15 protein-coding genes are annotated in these 15232 nt (G+C 72.0%); 14 read left to right on the top strand and 1 reads right to left on the bottom strand.

The genetic code is table 11. From position 1 onward, the window contains the following. Positions 1–16: 16 nt before the first annotated feature. Positions 17–1153, bottom strand: a complete 1137-nt coding sequence (locus ACTWP9_RS09115; RefSeq protein ID WP_443245490.1) for an MFS transporter — start codon at positions 1151–1153, stop codon at positions 17–19. A gap of 331 nt (positions 1154–1484) precedes the next feature. Between ACTWP9_RS09115 and ACTWP9_RS09110 the strand changes: the two genes are divergently transcribed. The 14 genes from ACTWP9_RS09110 to ACTWP9_RS09045 all read left to right on the top strand — a co-directional run bounded on the left by ACTWP9_RS09110 (position 1485) and on the right by ACTWP9_RS09045 (position 15123). Beyond that, the gene (locus ACTWP9_RS09110) at positions 1485–3332 is read left to right on the top strand and encodes an ABC-ATPase domain-containing protein (protein WP_443245489.1); all 1848 of its coding nucleotides are present in this window, start codon (positions 1485–1487) and stop codon (positions 3330–3332) included. Between the two features lie 45 nt (positions 3333–3377). Next, complete coding sequence (locus tag ACTWP9_RS09105; RefSeq protein ID WP_443245488.1) at positions 3378–3959, top strand: GNAT family N-acetyltransferase; 582 nt, start codon at positions 3378–3380, stop codon at positions 3957–3959. Positions 3960–3992: 33 nt separating this feature from the next. Next, positions 3993–4886, top strand: a complete 894-nt coding sequence (locus tag ACTWP9_RS09100) for a hypothetical protein (RefSeq protein WP_443245487.1) — start codon at positions 3993–3995, stop codon at positions 4884–4886. A 114-nt stretch (positions 4887–5000) separates the two neighbouring features. Beyond that, entirely contained in the window at positions 5001–5084 is an 84-nt protein-coding gene (locus tag ACTWP9_RS09095; RefSeq protein ID WP_344569275.1) for a putative leader peptide, read from the top strand. A 230-nt stretch (positions 5085–5314) separates the two neighbouring features. Further along, the gene (locus ACTWP9_RS09090) at positions 5315–7009 is read left to right on the top strand and encodes a nitrite/sulfite reductase (protein WP_443245486.1); all 1695 of its coding nucleotides are present in this window, start codon (positions 5315–5317) and stop codon (positions 7007–7009) included. A 109-nt stretch (positions 7010–7118) separates the two neighbouring features. After that, positions 7119–7304: a hypothetical protein gene (locus ACTWP9_RS09085; protein WP_443245485.1), complete on the top strand. Its 186-nt coding sequence runs from the start codon at positions 7119–7121 to the stop codon at positions 7302–7304. Continuing rightward, positions 7301–8017 (top strand): phosphoadenylyl-sulfate reductase, encoded by a 717-nt coding sequence (locus ACTWP9_RS09080; RefSeq protein WP_443245484.1) that lies wholly within the window; start codon positions 7301–7303, stop codon positions 8015–8017. The genes ACTWP9_RS09085 and ACTWP9_RS09080 overlap by 4 nt, the downstream gene beginning before the upstream one ends. Positions 8018–8150: 133 nt before the next feature. Further along, positions 8151–8693, top strand: a complete 543-nt coding sequence (gene cysC, locus ACTWP9_RS09075) for an adenylyl-sulfate kinase (RefSeq protein WP_443245483.1) — start codon at positions 8151–8153, stop codon at positions 8691–8693. Positions 8694–9009: 316 nt separating this feature from the next. After that, a complete protein-coding gene (gene cysD / locus ACTWP9_RS09070) occupies positions 9010–9945 on the top strand; it encodes a sulfate adenylyltransferase subunit CysD (protein ID WP_443245482.1) in 936 nt (311 codons plus the stop codon). A gap of 2 nt (positions 9946–9947) precedes the next feature. Then, on the top strand, positions 9948–11291 hold the full coding sequence (locus ACTWP9_RS09065; RefSeq protein WP_443245481.1) for a sulfate adenylyltransferase subunit 1: 1344 nt from the start codon (positions 9948–9950) through the stop codon (positions 11289–11291). A gap of 186 nt (positions 11292–11477) precedes the next feature. Further along, positions 11478–12605, top strand: coding sequence for an aliphatic sulfonate ABC transporter substrate-binding protein (locus tag ACTWP9_RS09060; protein WP_443245601.1), 1128 nt, complete (start codon positions 11478–11480; stop codon positions 12603–12605). 31 nt (positions 12606–12636) lie between these two features. Next, entirely contained in the window at positions 12637–13395 is a 759-nt protein-coding gene (locus ACTWP9_RS09055; RefSeq protein ID WP_443245480.1) for an ABC transporter ATP-binding protein, read from the top strand. Then, positions 13382–14323 (top strand): ABC transporter permease, encoded by a 942-nt coding sequence (locus ACTWP9_RS09050; protein WP_443245479.1) that lies wholly within the window; start codon positions 13382–13384, stop codon positions 14321–14323. The genes ACTWP9_RS09055 and ACTWP9_RS09050 overlap by 14 nt, the downstream gene beginning before the upstream one ends. Further along, positions 14323–15123 carry a sirohydrochlorin chelatase gene (locus ACTWP9_RS09045; protein WP_443245478.1) on the top strand — a complete coding sequence of 267 codons (801 nt, stop codon included), beginning with the start codon at positions 14323–14325 and terminating at the stop codon, positions 15121–15123. The genes ACTWP9_RS09050 and ACTWP9_RS09045 overlap by 1 nt, the downstream gene beginning before the upstream one ends. The last annotated feature ends 109 nt before the right edge of the window (positions 15124–15232 follow it).

Below are 15232 nucleotides of genomic sequence, written 5' to 3'. Positions count from 1 at the left end.
GTGCACCCGCCGAGTGTCAGCTCCAGCGGCGGGCCACGAACAGCGTCCAGCCGGTGAGCGCGGCGCACAGAACGCCGCCGGTGGCGAAGACCGTCGCGTGCCGGCCCTCCTGCAGCAGGGAGGTGGTCAGCGCGACCGTCGCGGAGCTGGCCAGTATGGCGGAGGCCGAGAACAGCGACGCGGCGCGGGCCCGGGCGGGAGCCGGCAGCAGCCGGGGGAGCCAGGTCTGCAAGGTGGTGTGGAGGTAGCTCCAGGCCGTGCCCAGGAGTACGGCGGACAGCATCAGTACGGCCGTACCGGGCACCAGCGCGGCGAGGAGCGCGCCCGCCACACCTGTCGAACCCCCGGTGGCCAGCAGCCTCATCGGACCCCACACACGTGCGTGCCGCCGCAGTACCAGCGTGCTGCCCAGCACGCCGACGGCGTAGGCGACCAGCACGGCCGAGGTCGACGCCTGCCCGCCCGCGGTGGCCAGCGCTGGGGCGAGGAGGGCCGGCAGCCCCAGCATCACCGCACCTTCGGCGGCGCCGAGGCCGAGCACGGTGCCGTACGCGGAGGAGCACCGCTCCCCCGCCGCGTGCGGGCGCTTCCCGTACGTCCGGGCCTGCTCCGCGGGGACGGGCCGGGGGCGGGTGGCCGCACGGATCCGGCAGACGGTGACCGCGGTCAGTACGGCGATGACGGCGAACGCGGGCCGCCAGGAGCCGCAGCGCAGCACCGTGTCGGCGAGGACGGGCGAGGCGATCGCGCTCGCCGCCGTCACGGTGGTGAGGGTGGCGAACGCGCGCTGTCTGGCCTGCGCCGGGTTCAGCGACTCGTAGTAGAGGGAGACCGAGGGGGTGACGGTGGCGAAGCCCGCACCGGCGGCGGTGCGCAGCGCGATCCACCACGCGGGGCCGGGGCACAGCGCCGAGCCGACGGACGCGGCTGCGGCGACCAGCAGTCCGGTGCGCAGGCTGCGGCCCGGTCCGTATCGGTCGGCCAGCCATCCCCACACGGGCAGCGCGAGCCCTTGGCCGAGGGAGTAGGCGGCGAGCCCGGCGGTGACGGTGCCGATATCCGTGTGCCAGGCCGTGGCGAGCGCTGCGAGCAGCGGTGCTGCCAGATGCCAGTCGGCGTTACCGAGGGCGGCGGCCCAGCGCAGCGCGGACATGGCGCCCCCTCTCTCGCGGTCGCACTCTCGCGGTCGCACCGGTGGTCGGCCGGGGCGCGGTCGGCTCGCCTGCGACGGCGGGCCCGCGGAAGCCCGCTTACGACGACGGACCTACGGAAAGAGAGAATATGGGCGTTTTCCACAAGAAGACGCTGTGTGCTGGAATTTGACCCCTTCTGGGGACGCTGCCGGCGGCCTCCCCCGGACCGCGCCACAGCGGCCGGAACCGGCGCCGGCCGAACCGGGACGGAGTTTCGGGGCGCTCGGATCGGCACCGTATCGTCGGTTTCCGCGCAACACCCGACCGACAACAGGAAGGCAGGCGAGCGGCGTGCGGGAGCAGTCCTCAGGAGCCGGCGGACAGCGGCGCGGCGGTGGGCGGCCCTACGGACGCGGCGGCTACGGCGGACCGCGCGGCGGGCACCGGCCGCGCGGGCATGGCGGTCCGCCGCGCGAGCACCCCGGGCGCTCCGCGTACGACGAGCACCGGTCGCGCGCTCCCCGCACCGGACTCGCGGCCGAACTGCGGGCGCTGGAGGGCGCGCAGTACGGCCGCTACAAGAGCCTGGTCGGGCGCTGGGAGATGCCCGGCGGGGAGCTGCTGGAGCTGGTGCGCGGCCAGTCCGACCCGTACGCGCCCCCGGCCCGGGTCGCCCTCCATGTGCCGGGACGGCTCGCCGCGCTGCCGCCCGAGCTGTGGCGGACCGCGACCCGGCGCCGCGCGCTCTCCTCCTACCTGGCGCGGCAGGCCGCGAGCGCGGTGCGGGGCGAGAAGGCGCTGCGGGTGGACGCGGGCGGCCAGGAGGTGCTGGAGCGCAGTTCGTGCACCGTCAGCGGCGAGGACGGTTCGGTGACGCTGCGGCTGGGTGCCGCGCTGCCGGGGCACGGGCGGCGGATCGACGGGCGGGAGGCCGAGCGGCTGCTGTGCCAGGTGCTGCCGCGCGTGGTCGAACGGGCGCTGTGCTACGGATCGTTGGACGCGGCGGCCGTCCGGCGGTTCGTGGAGACGGTCGAGGACTCGGTGGCGCTGCGGGACGCGCTCGGCGGGCTCGGCCTGGTGGGGTTCGTCGCCGACGGGGCGGTGCTGCCGCGCCGCAGCGGGGTGGACGACCGGCCGGCCACCGGCAGCGGCGTGGTGCCGTTCGTCTCGCCCGAGGAGCTGCGGGTGACGGTCGAGTTGCCGCACGCGGGCGCGGTGACCGGCATGGGCGTACCGGAGGGCGTGAACCTGGTGGTCGGCGGCGGCTTCCACGGCAAGTCGACGCTGCTGCGGGCGCTGGAGACGGGCATCTGGGACCATGTGCCGGGCGACGGGCGCGAGTTGGTCGTCTCACGCAGCGAGACGGTGAAGCTGCGGGCCGAGGACGGCCGCCGTGTCGAGCGGGTGGACGTGCACGCGTTCGTCGACCATCTGCCGGACGGCTCCGACACCTCCGACTTCTCGACGCAGAACGCCTCCGGATCCACCTCGCAGGCCGCGTCGCTGTGCGAGGCCGTGGAGGCGGGCGCGCGGGTGCTGCTGATCGACGAGGACACCGCGGCGACGAACCTGATGATCCGGGACGCCCGGATGCAGTCGCTGGTCGCCAAGGACCGCGAGCCGCTGACGCCGCTGGTGGACACCGTCCGCTCGCTCCACCGTGATCACGGCGTCTCGACGGTGCTGGTGATGGGCGGCTCCGGGGACTATCTGGAGGTTGCCGACCGCGTCGTGATGCTGGACGCCTACCGGCCCTCCGACGTCACCGCGCGGGCCCACGAGATCGCGGCGGTGCCCACCGGGCGGCACGCCGAGGCGGAGTCGTTCCCCGGCGTGGTGGCGCGGGTGCCCGACCCCTCGTCGCTGGACGCCGAGGTGCGCGGGCGCCCCCGCATCCGGGCGCGGGGCGAGGACGTGCTCTCCTTCGGCGATCACGAGGTGGACCTGCGCGCCGTCGAGCAGATCGCCGACCCGCGCCAGGTCACCGGCATCGGCCTGGCGCTGGAGCTGATGGTGCGGCGCGGCCTGCTGGACGGGCGGCGCACGTTGGCAGAAGCGCTGGATCAGTTGGATGAGCTGCTGGCGGACGGCGCCACGGGCCCGCTTCTCAGCATTCGGGACGAGGATTTCGCCGTGCCCCGCCGCTTCGAGACCGCCGCGGCGATCAACCGGGTCCGGGGGCTGCGGATGCTCCGCTGAGGGGGTCCGGGCAGCTGTTGGGTGAGGGCGTGGTTGGCTGTCCCCATGAGTGCGACCGTCGACGTCACCACCTGGTACCTGGAGCAGACCTCGGCCGCGGACCTGGTGCCCGCGCGGGTGCCCGAGGACAGCGCCGGGATCGGCGTCGAGCGCGCCGAGGTGCCCAGCCCGGAGTTCAGCCGCTTCCTGTACGCCTCGGTCGGCGCGGACAACACCTGGGTGGACCGGCTGCCGTGGACGTACGACCAGTGGCGGCATTTCCTGGAACGTCCGGGCATCGAGACGTGGGTGGCGTACGAGCGGGGCACGCCTGCGGGGTTCATCGAACTCGACGGTGCGAGCGGGTCCGCCGACGGCTCCGTGGAGATCAGCTACTTCGGGCTGCTCCCCGCCTTCCGCGGTCGCGGCATCGGCGGCCATCTGCTCTCGCACGGGGTCGCACGCGCGTGGGACCTGGCCGAGAGGTGGGAGGGCCTCCCACCGACCGAGCGCGTCTGGCTGCACACCTGCTCCCTGGACGGCGCGTACGCCCGCGCCAACTACGAGCGACGCGGCTTCCGCGTCTACCGCACGGAAACCGAGCCGAGGCCGCAGGCCGCCCCGCCGGGCCCCTGGCCGGGAGCCTGAGAAGACCGAGCCGGGGAAGACGGAGCCTGCGAAGTGAGCATGCGGGGGAGCACGCCGAAGGAGCGCGGCTACGGGCGCTCGGTGCTGGTCGGCACGGCTGCGCTGATGTGCGGGTTCATGGAGCTGTGGGCCGTGTACTCCTACGTGGCGTACGCGATGGAGAACCCGGGCGGCGTCTATCTCAGCCCGCTGCTCGTCTTCGCGCTGCCGCCGTTCGTCCTGGTGTGCCTGCTGATCACGGTGTGCTTCGCCCTGCCGTCGCTGGCCGTCGCCGAGGTGGTGGGCCGCGAGTCCTGGCCGTGGGTCCTGCTGATCGCGACCGGTATCGCGGCCGTGCCGTTCGGCCTCCTGGGTGGGCTGCTTGCGGGGACGACGGGCGCTGTGGTGGCCGCCTTGACCGGGGGCTGTCTGCTCGGCAGCGCGGCGCTGGCGGGCCGGGCCGCGCGCCGCCGGGTGCACACCATGAGCGCCTGGCGGGCACTGGGCCGCACCTTCGGGGCGGGAGCGCTGGTCTTCGGTCTCACCCTCGCGCTGGGGTACGGGGTGTACGCGATCGGGCTGGTCACCCCCTATTCCCCGCCGCGACTGGACGCCCGGAACCTCTACGGCAACTGGTCGGATGACGCGGGCGGCCTGCTGAGACTGACCCCCGACGGCCGCGCCCTGGCGCTGGGGCTCTCCCTCCGCGGCGACGAGATGGCCGGGGAAGCGGATACGGCCGAGGAGGAGGACAAGGTCTGCGGCGGCAGCGGCACCTGGTCCCTGGAGCGCGCCCCCGACCCGCGCGACCAAGTGATCCGGATCTCCATCGACGGCTGCTCGGCGAGCGAGGAGTGGTCGGTGCTCGGCACGGTGGACCGCCCGAAGCTGTACCAGTTCCGGGGCGACCCGGACTCCAGCGATATGCAGGTGCTCCGGAAGCAGTGACCTGGCTCACTCCCCGGAGGGCCGTCCCACCAGTCGTCCCACGATGCGAGCAACAATTGTCCGCAATATGGATGGCAGTGGACTGACATCAGACGCCCGTGCGACGCTTCCGTCATGTCTCGCGCTGGAATCGCCTTGGTGAGTCGACGTCACGTCGACCTCGTTCGCGTGTCCAGCGCCATCTGTCCGGCGAGCTGACAGTCACAGCACCGCCGTTCTGACACCCCCCTCCTGACGTCCTCCGACGCCGACCAAGCCCCGCCGAGCCGCGGCCACCGCCCTCACCGTCGCGGGCGAGCCACCGGAACCGGCGCCGAAACCCCTGCGTACGGGCACCCTGCCGCTCCACGTGGCCGGATCCGCCCGGCGCGTTCCGACCGCACTCGCCCCACGTGTGCCCGCGCCCCCTGCCCGAAGGATCTCCCGCCATGGCCGACACCTCCGAGCGCCCCGCAGCCCCCGCCCGCCGCAAGGCGGGACGCCACCGCGGCGAAGGGCAGTGGGCCGCTGGTCACTTCACGCCGCTCAACGGCAACGAGCAGACCAAGAAGGATGACGACGGTCTCAACGTGCGGACACGCATTGAGACGATCTACGCCCATCGCGGCTTCGAGTCCATCGACGGTGCCGATCTGCGCGGCCGGATGCGCTGGTGGGGCCTGTACACCCAGCGCAAGCCCGGCATCAGCGGCGGCAAGACCGCCGTGCTGGAGCCGGAGGAGCTGGACGACGAGTACTTCATGCTCCGCGTCCGTATCGACGGCGGCCGGCTGACCACCGGGCAGCTGCGCGTCATCGGGGACATCTCCCAGGAGTTCGCCCGCGGCACGGCCGACATCACCGACCGGCAGAACGTGCAGTTCCACTGGATCCGCATCGAGGACATGCCGGAGATCTGGCGGCGGCTGGAGGGCGTGGGGCTGTCCACCACCGAAGCCTGCGGCGACACCCCGCGCGTGATCCTCGGCTCACCGGTGGCGGGCATCGCGGCGGACGAGATCATCGACGGCACCCCCGCCATCGAGGAGATCCACCGCCGCGTCGTCGGCAACCCCGCCTACTCGAACCTGCCCCGCAAGTTCAAGACGGCCGTCTCCGGCTCCCCGCTGCTGGACGTCGCGCACGAGATCAACGACGTGGCGTTCGTCGGCGTCGAGCACCCCGAGCACGGCCCCGGCTTCGACGTATGGGTGGGCGGCGCGCTGTCCACCAACCCCAAGCTGGGTGTGCGGCTGGGCGCCTGGGTGCCGCTGGAGGAGGTCGCCGACGTCCACGAGGGCGTCACCGGCATCTTCCGCGACTACGGCTACCGGCGGCTGCGCAACCGCGCCCGGCTGAAGTTCCTCGTCGCCGACTGGGGCCCGGAGAAGTTCCGGCAGGTGCTGGAGGACGAGTATCTGCTGCGCAAGCTGATCGACGGCCCGGCCCCCGCCCAGCCGGCCCGGCAGTGGCGCGACCACATCGGCGTGCACGAGCAGAAGGACGGCCGCTACTACGTGGGCTTCGCACCGCGGGTGGGCCGGGTCGACGGTGCCACGCTCAGCAAGATCGCCGACCTGGCGGAGGCCCACGGGTCGGGGCGCGTACGCACCACCGTCGAGCAGAAGATGCTCGTGCTCGACGTCGAGCAGGACCAGGTGGAGTCGCTGGCCGAGGGCCTGGAGGCGCTCGATCTGACGACCCGGCCCTCCGTCTTCCGGCGCGGGACGATGGCGTGCACGGGCATCGAGTTCTGCAAGCTGGCCATCGTGGAGACCAAGGGCCGCGGCTCCTGGCTGATCGACGAACTGGAGCGGCGGCTCCCCGGCTTCGACCAGCCCGTCACCATCAACCTCAACGGCTGCCCCAACTCCTGCGCCCGCATCCAGGTCGCGGACATCGGCCTCAAGGGCCAGCTGGTCACCGACGCCTCCGGCAACCAGGTCGAGGGCTACCAGGTGCATCTGGGCGGCTCGCTGGGCATGGAGCCCGGCTTCGGCCGCAAGGTGCGCGGGCTGAAGGTGACCGCCGAAGAGCTTCCCGACTACATCGAACGTGTGCTGCGCGCCTTCCAGGCCCAGCGCGAGGACGGCGAACGGTTCGCCCAGTGGGCGGCGCGCGCGGACGAGAGTGATCTCAAGTGAGCTGGGGGCACCGCCCAGCGGTAGCTGGGGGAGCACGCGCGGCTGCCGGACCGCAGACGACAACGAATGCCGCACGCAGCCGCGCGGGCGGAGAAGCGAAGGAGGAACGGTGAGTGAGAGGGCCGCGCCGTTCTACTGCCCGTACTGCGGGGACGAGGATCTGCGCCCCAGTGAAGAAGGTCCCGGGGCCTGGGAGTGCTTCGCCTGCAACCGGGCGTTCCGGCTGAAGTTCCTCGGGCTGCTCGCCTCCGGGCTGCGGTCGGCACACTCCGACGGAGAGGACCCCACCTCATGAGCACCGCACACATAACGGAGCAGCGCTCTCCCGAAGAGCTGCGGCCGCTGGCCGAGCAGGCGGGCCGGGACTTGGAGGAGGCCGACGCGCTGGACGTACTGCGCTGGGCCGCCGAGACGTTCGGGCACCGGTTCTGTGTCACCTCCTCCATGGAGGACGCCGTGGTCGCGCATCTGGCCTCCCGGGTCTTCCCCGGCGTGCGCGTCGTCTTCCTCGACACCGGCTACCACTTCCCGGAGACCATCGGCACCCGGGACGCCGTCGAGGCCGTGCTGGACGTGGAGGTCATCACCCTCACGCCCCGCCAGACGGTCGCCAAGCAGGACGCCCAGTTCGGCCCCAAGCTGCACGACCGCGACCCGGACCTGTGCTGCGCGCTGCGCAAGGTGCAGCCGCTGGAGGAGGGGCTGCGCGGCTACGACGCCTGGGCCACCGGGCTGCGCCGCGAGGAGTCCCCGACCCGGGCGAACACCCCGGTGGTCGGCTGGGACGAGAAGCGGCAGAAGGTCAAGGTCTCCCCCATTGCCCGCTGGACGCAGCAGGACGTGGAGGACTACATCGCCGAGCACGGCGTACTGACCAACCCGCTGCTGTCCGACGGCTATGCCTCCATCGGCTGCGCCCCCTGCACCCGCCGCGTGCTGGCGGGCGAGGACGCACGCGCCGGGCGCTGGGCCGGCAGCGGCAAGATCGAGTGTGGGCTGCACCTGTGACAACCGGAGTGAAACGACCAAAACAGACGACTAGGGGAGCGACGCACGCGCGGCTGACGGGCCGCAGACAACAACGACAAGCCGCACGCAGCTGCGCGGGCGGAGAAGCGACCAGACAAGAGGGGCGAGACCGATGAGCGGGGCACGCGGCGCCACCGTATGGCTGACCGGCCTGCCGAGCGCGGGCAAGACGACGATCGCCACGGCGCTCGCCGAGCAGCTGCGCGGCGAGGGCCACCGCACTCAGGTGCTGGACGGGGACGAGATCCGTACGTTCCTCTCCGCGGGCCTCGGCTTCTCCCGCGCCGACCGGGACACCAACGTGCAGCGCATCGGCTTCGTCTCCGAACTGCTGGCCTCGCACGGTGTGATCGTGCTGGTGCCGGTCATCGCGCCGTACGCCGACAGCCGCGAGGCGGTGCGCAAGCGTCATATGGCCGAGGGCACCCCCTATCTGGAGGTGCACGTGGCGACGCCGGTGGAGGTGTGCTCGCAGCGGGACGTGAAGGGCCTCTACGCGAAGCAGGCCGCCGGCGAACTGACGGGACTGACGGGTGTCGACGACCCGTACGAGGAGCCGGCCGACCCGGATCTGCGGCTCCAGACCCACGGGCGGGACGTGGCCGAGTCGGCCACGTCCCTACGCGCCCTGCTCAAGGAGAGGGGACTGCTTTGACCTCTCCCCCAGCTGCAGCAAGGGGATTCAAGCCTCACAGCTTGAGCTTTCTGCTTCACAGCCCGTTGCCGACCCGAATCAACGGCCAGGGTTGGTGTGCCAACCATCGGTCCTACACAGGCTCCACAGACCTGACTTCCCGTCGGCCCGGCGGTAGGCCCGGACGGAACTTGGTTATCGCCCCGTCCGGACGAGTCGACCGTACAAGCCGCGGCGAGAAGCCGGGCCGGGAATCGGCGAATTGCCTTCCGCCCTGTCCCGCAGGAATCCGTTTCCTCCCCCGCGTGAACGCGGGGGGTTCCCCGAAGGAGTGCCGATGACCACGGCGGTGACCGCACCGGAGGAGACCGACAACCCCTTCGCGCTGACGCACCTGGACGCGCTGGAGTCGGAGGCGGTGCACATCTTCCGCGAGGTCGCGGGAGAGTTCGAGCGCCCGGTGATCCTCTTCTCCGGCGGCAAGGACTCCATCGTGATGCTGCACCTGGCGCTGAAGGCGTTCGCCCCGGCGCCGCTGCCCTTCGCGCTGCTGCACGTGGACACCGGGCACAACTTCCCCGAGGTGCTGCAGTACCGCGACGAGACGGCGGCCGAGCACGGGCTGCGGCTGTATGTGGCCTCCGTGCAGCAGTACATCGACAACGGCACGCTGCGCGAACGGCCGGACGGCACCCGCAACCCGCTCCAGACGCTGCCGCTGCTGGAGGCCATCAACGAGCACCGGTTCGACGCGGTCTTCGGCGGCGGGCGCCGGGACGAGGAGAAGGCGCGCGCCAAGGAGCGGGTCTTCTCGCTGCGCGACGAGTTCGGCGGCTGGGACCCGCGCCGGCAGCGGCCCGAGCTGTGGCAGCTCTACAACGGGCGGCACGCACCCGGCGAGCATGTGCGGGTCTTCCCGCTGTCGAACTGGACCGAGCTGGACGTGTGGCAGTACATCGCGCGGGAGAAGATCGAACTCCCCTCGATCTACTACGCGCACGAGAGGGAGGTCTTCTCCCGGTCCGGCATGTGGCTGGCCCCCGGCGAGTGGGGCGGCCCCAAGGACGGTGAGCGGGTGGAGTCCCGGCTGGTGCGCTACCGCACCGTCGGCGACATGTCCTGCACCGGCGCCGTGGACTCGGACGCGGACACGGTCGAGAAGGTGATCGCGGAGATCGCCGCCTCCCGGCTGACCGAACGCGGCGCCACCCGGGCCGACGACAAGCTCTCCGAAGCCGCGATGGAAGACCGCAAGCGGGAAGGCTACTTCTAGAGATGAGCACGACAGCCGAGACAACCGAAGCGCTGGCGGCCACCTCCCTGCTGCGGTTCGCCACCGCCGGAAGCGTCGACGACGGCAAGTCCACCCTGGTGGGCCGGCTGCTGCACGACTCCAAGTCGGTACTGACCGACCAGCTGGAAGCGGTCTCGCGGGCCTCCCAGGCACGCGGCCAGGAGGCACCCGACCTGGCGCTGCTCACCGACGGGCTGCGCGCCGAGCGCGAGCAGGGCATCACCATCGATGTGGCGTACCGCTATTTCGCCACCCCCAGGCGGCGGTTCATCCTGGCGGACACGCCGGGCCATGTGCAGTACACCCGGAACATGGTCACCGGCGCCTCCACGGCGGAGCTGGCCGTCGTCCTGGTGGACGCCCGCAACGGCGTGGTCGAGCAGACCCGCCGGCACGCCGCCGTCGCCGCCCTGCTGCGCGTCCCGCACGTGGTGCTGGCCGTCAACAAGATGGACCTGGTGGACTACGCCGAGGACGTCTTCGCCGCGATCGCGGACGAGTTCTCCGGCTACGCCACCTCCCTGGGCGTTCCGGAGGTGACGGCCATACCGATCTCCGCGCTGGAGGGCGACAATGTGGTCGCCCCCTCCGCGCACATGGACTGGTACAGCGGGCCGACCGTTCTGGAGCACCTGGAGACGGTTCCGGTCACCCATGACCCGACCGACGACCCGGCGCGCTTCCCCGTGCAGTACGTCATCCGGCCGCAGACCCCGGAACACCCCGACTACCGGGGCTATGCAGGCCAGTTGGCGTCCGGTGTGCTGCGCGTCGGCGACCGCGTCACCGTCCACCCCTCGGGGCGCACCAGCACCATCGAGGCGATCGACGCGCTCGGCCAGTCCGTGGATGTGGCCTGGGCGCCGCAGTCGGTCACCGTCCGGCTCACCGACGACCTGGACATCTCGCGCGGCGATCTGATCGCACCCGCCGACGCGACGGTACGGCCGAGCAAGGATCTGACGGCGACCGTCTGCCATCTGCACGACAGGCCGCTGAAGCCCGGCGACCGGGTGCTGCTCAAGCACACCACCCGCACCGTCAAGGCCATCGTCAAGGAGATCCCCTCCCGGCTGACCCTGGCCGACCTCTCGCACCACCCGGCCCCCGGCGAGCTGGCCGCCAACGACATCGGCCGCGTCGTGCTGCGCACCGCCGAGCCGCTGCCCGTCGATCCGTACGCCGCCTCCCGGCGCACCGGCTCCTTCCTGCTGATCGACCCGGCCGACGGCAGCACCCTGACCGCCGGTATGGCAGGCGAGGCGTTCGCCGGCGCCGAGGTGCCCACCGCCGAGGCGCCCGACGACGACGGCTGGGACTTCTAGACCCATGGGCATCCCAGGAGAGGTCTTCTCGACCTTCGACCAGACCGGTGGCCGCATCGGCAGCGGCGCGCGCGGCAGTGGCCAGGGCGGAGTGGGGCGATGCCGGCGGTGACGAGCGTGCATCCGTGCGCCCCGCTCCCGTCCGCGTCCCCATTCCTTTCCTGAGAGGACCTCTCCGTGCCCCGTATCCGAACCCACAGCCGATCCCTGGGCCGCTCCCGTACCGCTCTCGGCTCCCGCGCCGCTCTTCTGACAGTTCCGCTGCTGCTGGTCGCCGCAGGCTGCGGCTACGGGTCCAAGGCCGTCGAGAGCGGCGACCCGAAGGCGGTGGGCGGCAAGAAGGTCGACGGCCTGGACGAGGTGAAGGTCGGCTACTTCCCCAACGTCACCCACGCCACTCCGCTGGTCGGGCTGCGCTCCGGCGGCCAGATACCGAAGGAGCTGGGCGGCACCAAGGTCAAGACGCAGGTCTTCAACGCCGGTCCCTCCGCGATCGAGGCGCTCAACGCGAAGGCCGTGGACATGACTTGGGTGGGGCCCTCACCCTCCATCAACGGATACGTCAAGTCCGGGGGCAAGAACCTGCGCATCGTCGCGGGCGCGACCTCCGGCGGGGCCTCGCTCGTCGTCGACCCCAAGAAGATCCACTCCCTCAAGGACCTCAAGGGCAAGAAGATCGCCACCCCGCAGCTGGGCAACACCCAGGACGTGGCGCTGCTGCACTACCTCAAGACCAAGGGCATCAAGGTCGACCCCGAGACCGGCCGGGGGGCGACCTCGGTACTGCGGCAGGACAACAAGGAGATCCCCACCACCTTCCAGCAGGGCGGCATCGACGGCGCCTGGGTGCCCGAGCCGACGGCCTCCAACCTCGTCAGCAAGGGCGGAAAGGTCCTGCTGAACGAGAAGAAGCTGTGGAAGGGCGGAAAGTTCGTCACGACGAACCTGGTGGTGCGACAGGACTTCCTCAAGAAGCATCCGGACGCCGTCGAGGCGGTGCTGCGCGGGTCCGTGAAGACGAACGCCTGGATCCGCTCGCACCCGGACGCGGCGAAGAAGTACCTCAACGAAGCCCTCCGGCGGGATGCGGGCAAACCGCTGCCCGGCAAGGTGCTCGACGCGGCGTTCGCCCAGATCGATGTGACGGACGACCCGTTGGCCGCGACCTTGCGGAAGCAGGCCGACCATGCGTCCTCGGTGGGTCTGCTGAAGAAGGCCGACCTGTCGGGGATCTACGACCTGACCCCGCTGAACCGGGTCCTCAAGAGCGAGGGCCGCCCCGCCGTGACCGACGCCGGGCTGGGCCGGAAGTGAACCGCTCACGACCATCGCAGGAGGTGAACCAGTGACCGTGACCACGACCAGGCGTGCCGCCGCTGCCCGTATCGAAGGCGTCTCCAAGACCTTCGGTACGCAGCAGGTGCTGGACGACATCAGCATCGATGTCGCCGACGGCGAGTTCGTCACTCTGCTGGGCGCGTCAGGCTGCGGCAAGAGCACGCTGCTCAACCTGGTGGCCGGGCTCGAAGCCCCCACCGCCGGCAGCATCGAGGTGCCCGGCGGACGCCCGGCGCTGATGTTCCAGGAGCACGCGCTCTTCCCCTGGCTGACGGCGGGCAAGAACATCGAGCTGGCCCTCAAGCTGCGCGGCATGCCCAAGCCGGAGCGCCCGGCGGAGGCCGAGCGGCTGCTGGAGCTCGTACGGCTCAAGGGCGCGTTCCGCAAGCGGGTGCACGAGCTGTCCGGCGGGATGCGGCAGCGGGTCGCGCTGGCCCGCGCGCTGGCGCAGGACAGCAAGCTGCTGCTGATGGACGAGCCGTTCGCGGCGCTGGACGCCATCACCCGGGACGTCCTCCACGAGGAACTGACCCGCATCTGGGCGGAGACGAACGTCGCCGTCCTGTTCGTCACGCACAACGTCCGGGAGGCCGTGCGCCTGGCCGAGCGCGTGGTGCTGCTCTCCTCCCGGCCCGGGCGGATCGCCCGGGAGTGGCAGGTCGGCATCCCGCACCCGCGCCGGATCGAGGACGCGGACGTGGCCGGGCTGTCCGTCGAGATCACCGAACAGCTTCGGGGGGAGATCCGCCGCCATGGCCAGCACTGAGACACAACCGAAGGTCGAGGACGAGCTGGTGGCGAAGGACGCCACAGCCGCCGTCGCCGACCGGAAGACCGACCCGGCGGGCGACCTCGCCGGTCTGGAGGCGGGCCTCGACGCACTCGACACCCGCACCGCCGCCCGCACCCCCCTCCCGGTGCTGCTGCGCCGCAAGGCACTGCCGCCGGTGGTGGCCGTCGTCCTCGTACTGGGGCTGTGGCAGGCCGCGTTCGCGCTGAGCCTGAAGCCGGACTACCAGCTGCCGAGCCCGCTGATGGTGTGGAACGCGCTGGCCGAGGAGTGGTACAAGGGCACGATCCTCAGCATCATCTGGCAGAGCGTCTCGCGCGGTGCGCTGGGCTTCGCGGTGGCGCTGCTGGTCGGTACGCCGCTGGGGCTGCTGGTGGCGAGGGTGCGGCCGGTGCGGGCCGCGATCGGGCCGATCCTGTCCGGGCTCCAGTCGCTGCCGTCGGTGGCCTGGGTGCCGGCGGCGATCATCTGGTTCGGGCTGACGGACGCGACGATCTACGCCGTGGTGCTGCTCGGTGCCGTCCCCTCGATCGCCAACGGGCTGGTCGCGGGCGTCGACCGGATCGATCCGCTGCACCTGCGCGCCGGAAAGGTGCTCGGTGCGACGGGATGGAGCGGCGTACGGCACGTGCTGCTGCCCGCGGCGCTGCCGGGCTACATTTCGGGGCTCAAGCAGGGCTGGGCGTTCTCGTGGCGCTCGCTGATGGCGGCCGAGCTCATCGCCACCTCGCCCGAACTGGGCGCCGGTCTGGGCCAGCTGCTGGAGACGGGGCGCTCGTACCAGGACATGCCGCTGGTGCTCGGGGCGATCCTGCTCATCCTGCTGGTGGGTATCGGTATCGAACTGCTCATCTTCGCGCCCGTCGAGCGGCGGGTCCTGCGCCACCGGGGGCTGCTGCGCTGATGGTCCCCGCACCACCGGTCCCCTCCCCCGCGCTGCTGCTCGTCGCACACGGCAGCCGGGATGCCCGGCATGCCGCGACGGTCACCGCGCTCACAGCGCGGGTGCGGCGGCTGCTGCCCGGCGTGCGGGTGGAGGCGGGCTATCTGGACTTCGACGCACCGTCGGTGCACGGAGCGCTGGGACGGCTGTACGCGGCCGGAGTACGCGAGGTCGTCGCCGTCCCGCTCCTCCTCACCCGCGCGTTCCATGCGACGACGGACATCCCCGCGGTGCTTGCCGAGGCGACGTCCGCACTGCCGGACCTGGACGTCCGGCAGGCCGACGTGCTGGGTCCGCACCCCTTGCTGACCGCTGCCCTGCAGCGGCGGCTGCGCGGCGCCGGGCTGGCCCCCGGCGCCGCGCCCTCGACCGGTGTCGTCCTGGCGGCGGCCGGTTCCTCCGACCCGGAGGCGAGCGCAGTGATCGCTGATATCGCGCGGGAGTGGCGGCGTACCACCGGTTGGTGTGCCGTGCGGCCTGCGTTCGCCTCCGCTGCTCAGCCCCGTACGGCGGACGCCGTACGGGCCCTGCGTGCCGACGGCGCCCGCCGGGTGGCCGTCGCCCCCTATGTGCTGGCACCCGGCCGGCTCCCCGACCGGATCGCGGCCGGAGCACACGAGGCCGGCGCCGACGTGCTCGCCCCGGTGCTGGGCCCGGCGCCCGAGGTGGCCCGCGTCGTACTGGAGCGCTACACCACCGCCGCGTACGCCCTCCCAGCCGGAAGCTGGGTGACGGGCCCGGCCCGACGGGCGGCGGCCTGAGGCGGATCTTGCGTACCCCGCAAGGGGGCTGCGCTTGCCCACCCTGCGCCCCTGGCGCAGACTGCCCAAGCGCAGAGGGGGACGCCCCGTCATGGGCGCCCCCTCCGCA

The organism is Streptomyces sp. 3N207 (assembly GCF_052246355.1).
Classification (GTDB): Bacteria; Actinomycetota; Actinomycetes; order Streptomycetales; family Streptomycetaceae; genus Streptomyces.
The sequence above is the reverse complement of the archived record's forward strand: the minus strand, read 5'-3'. Positions and strand labels throughout refer to the sequence as shown.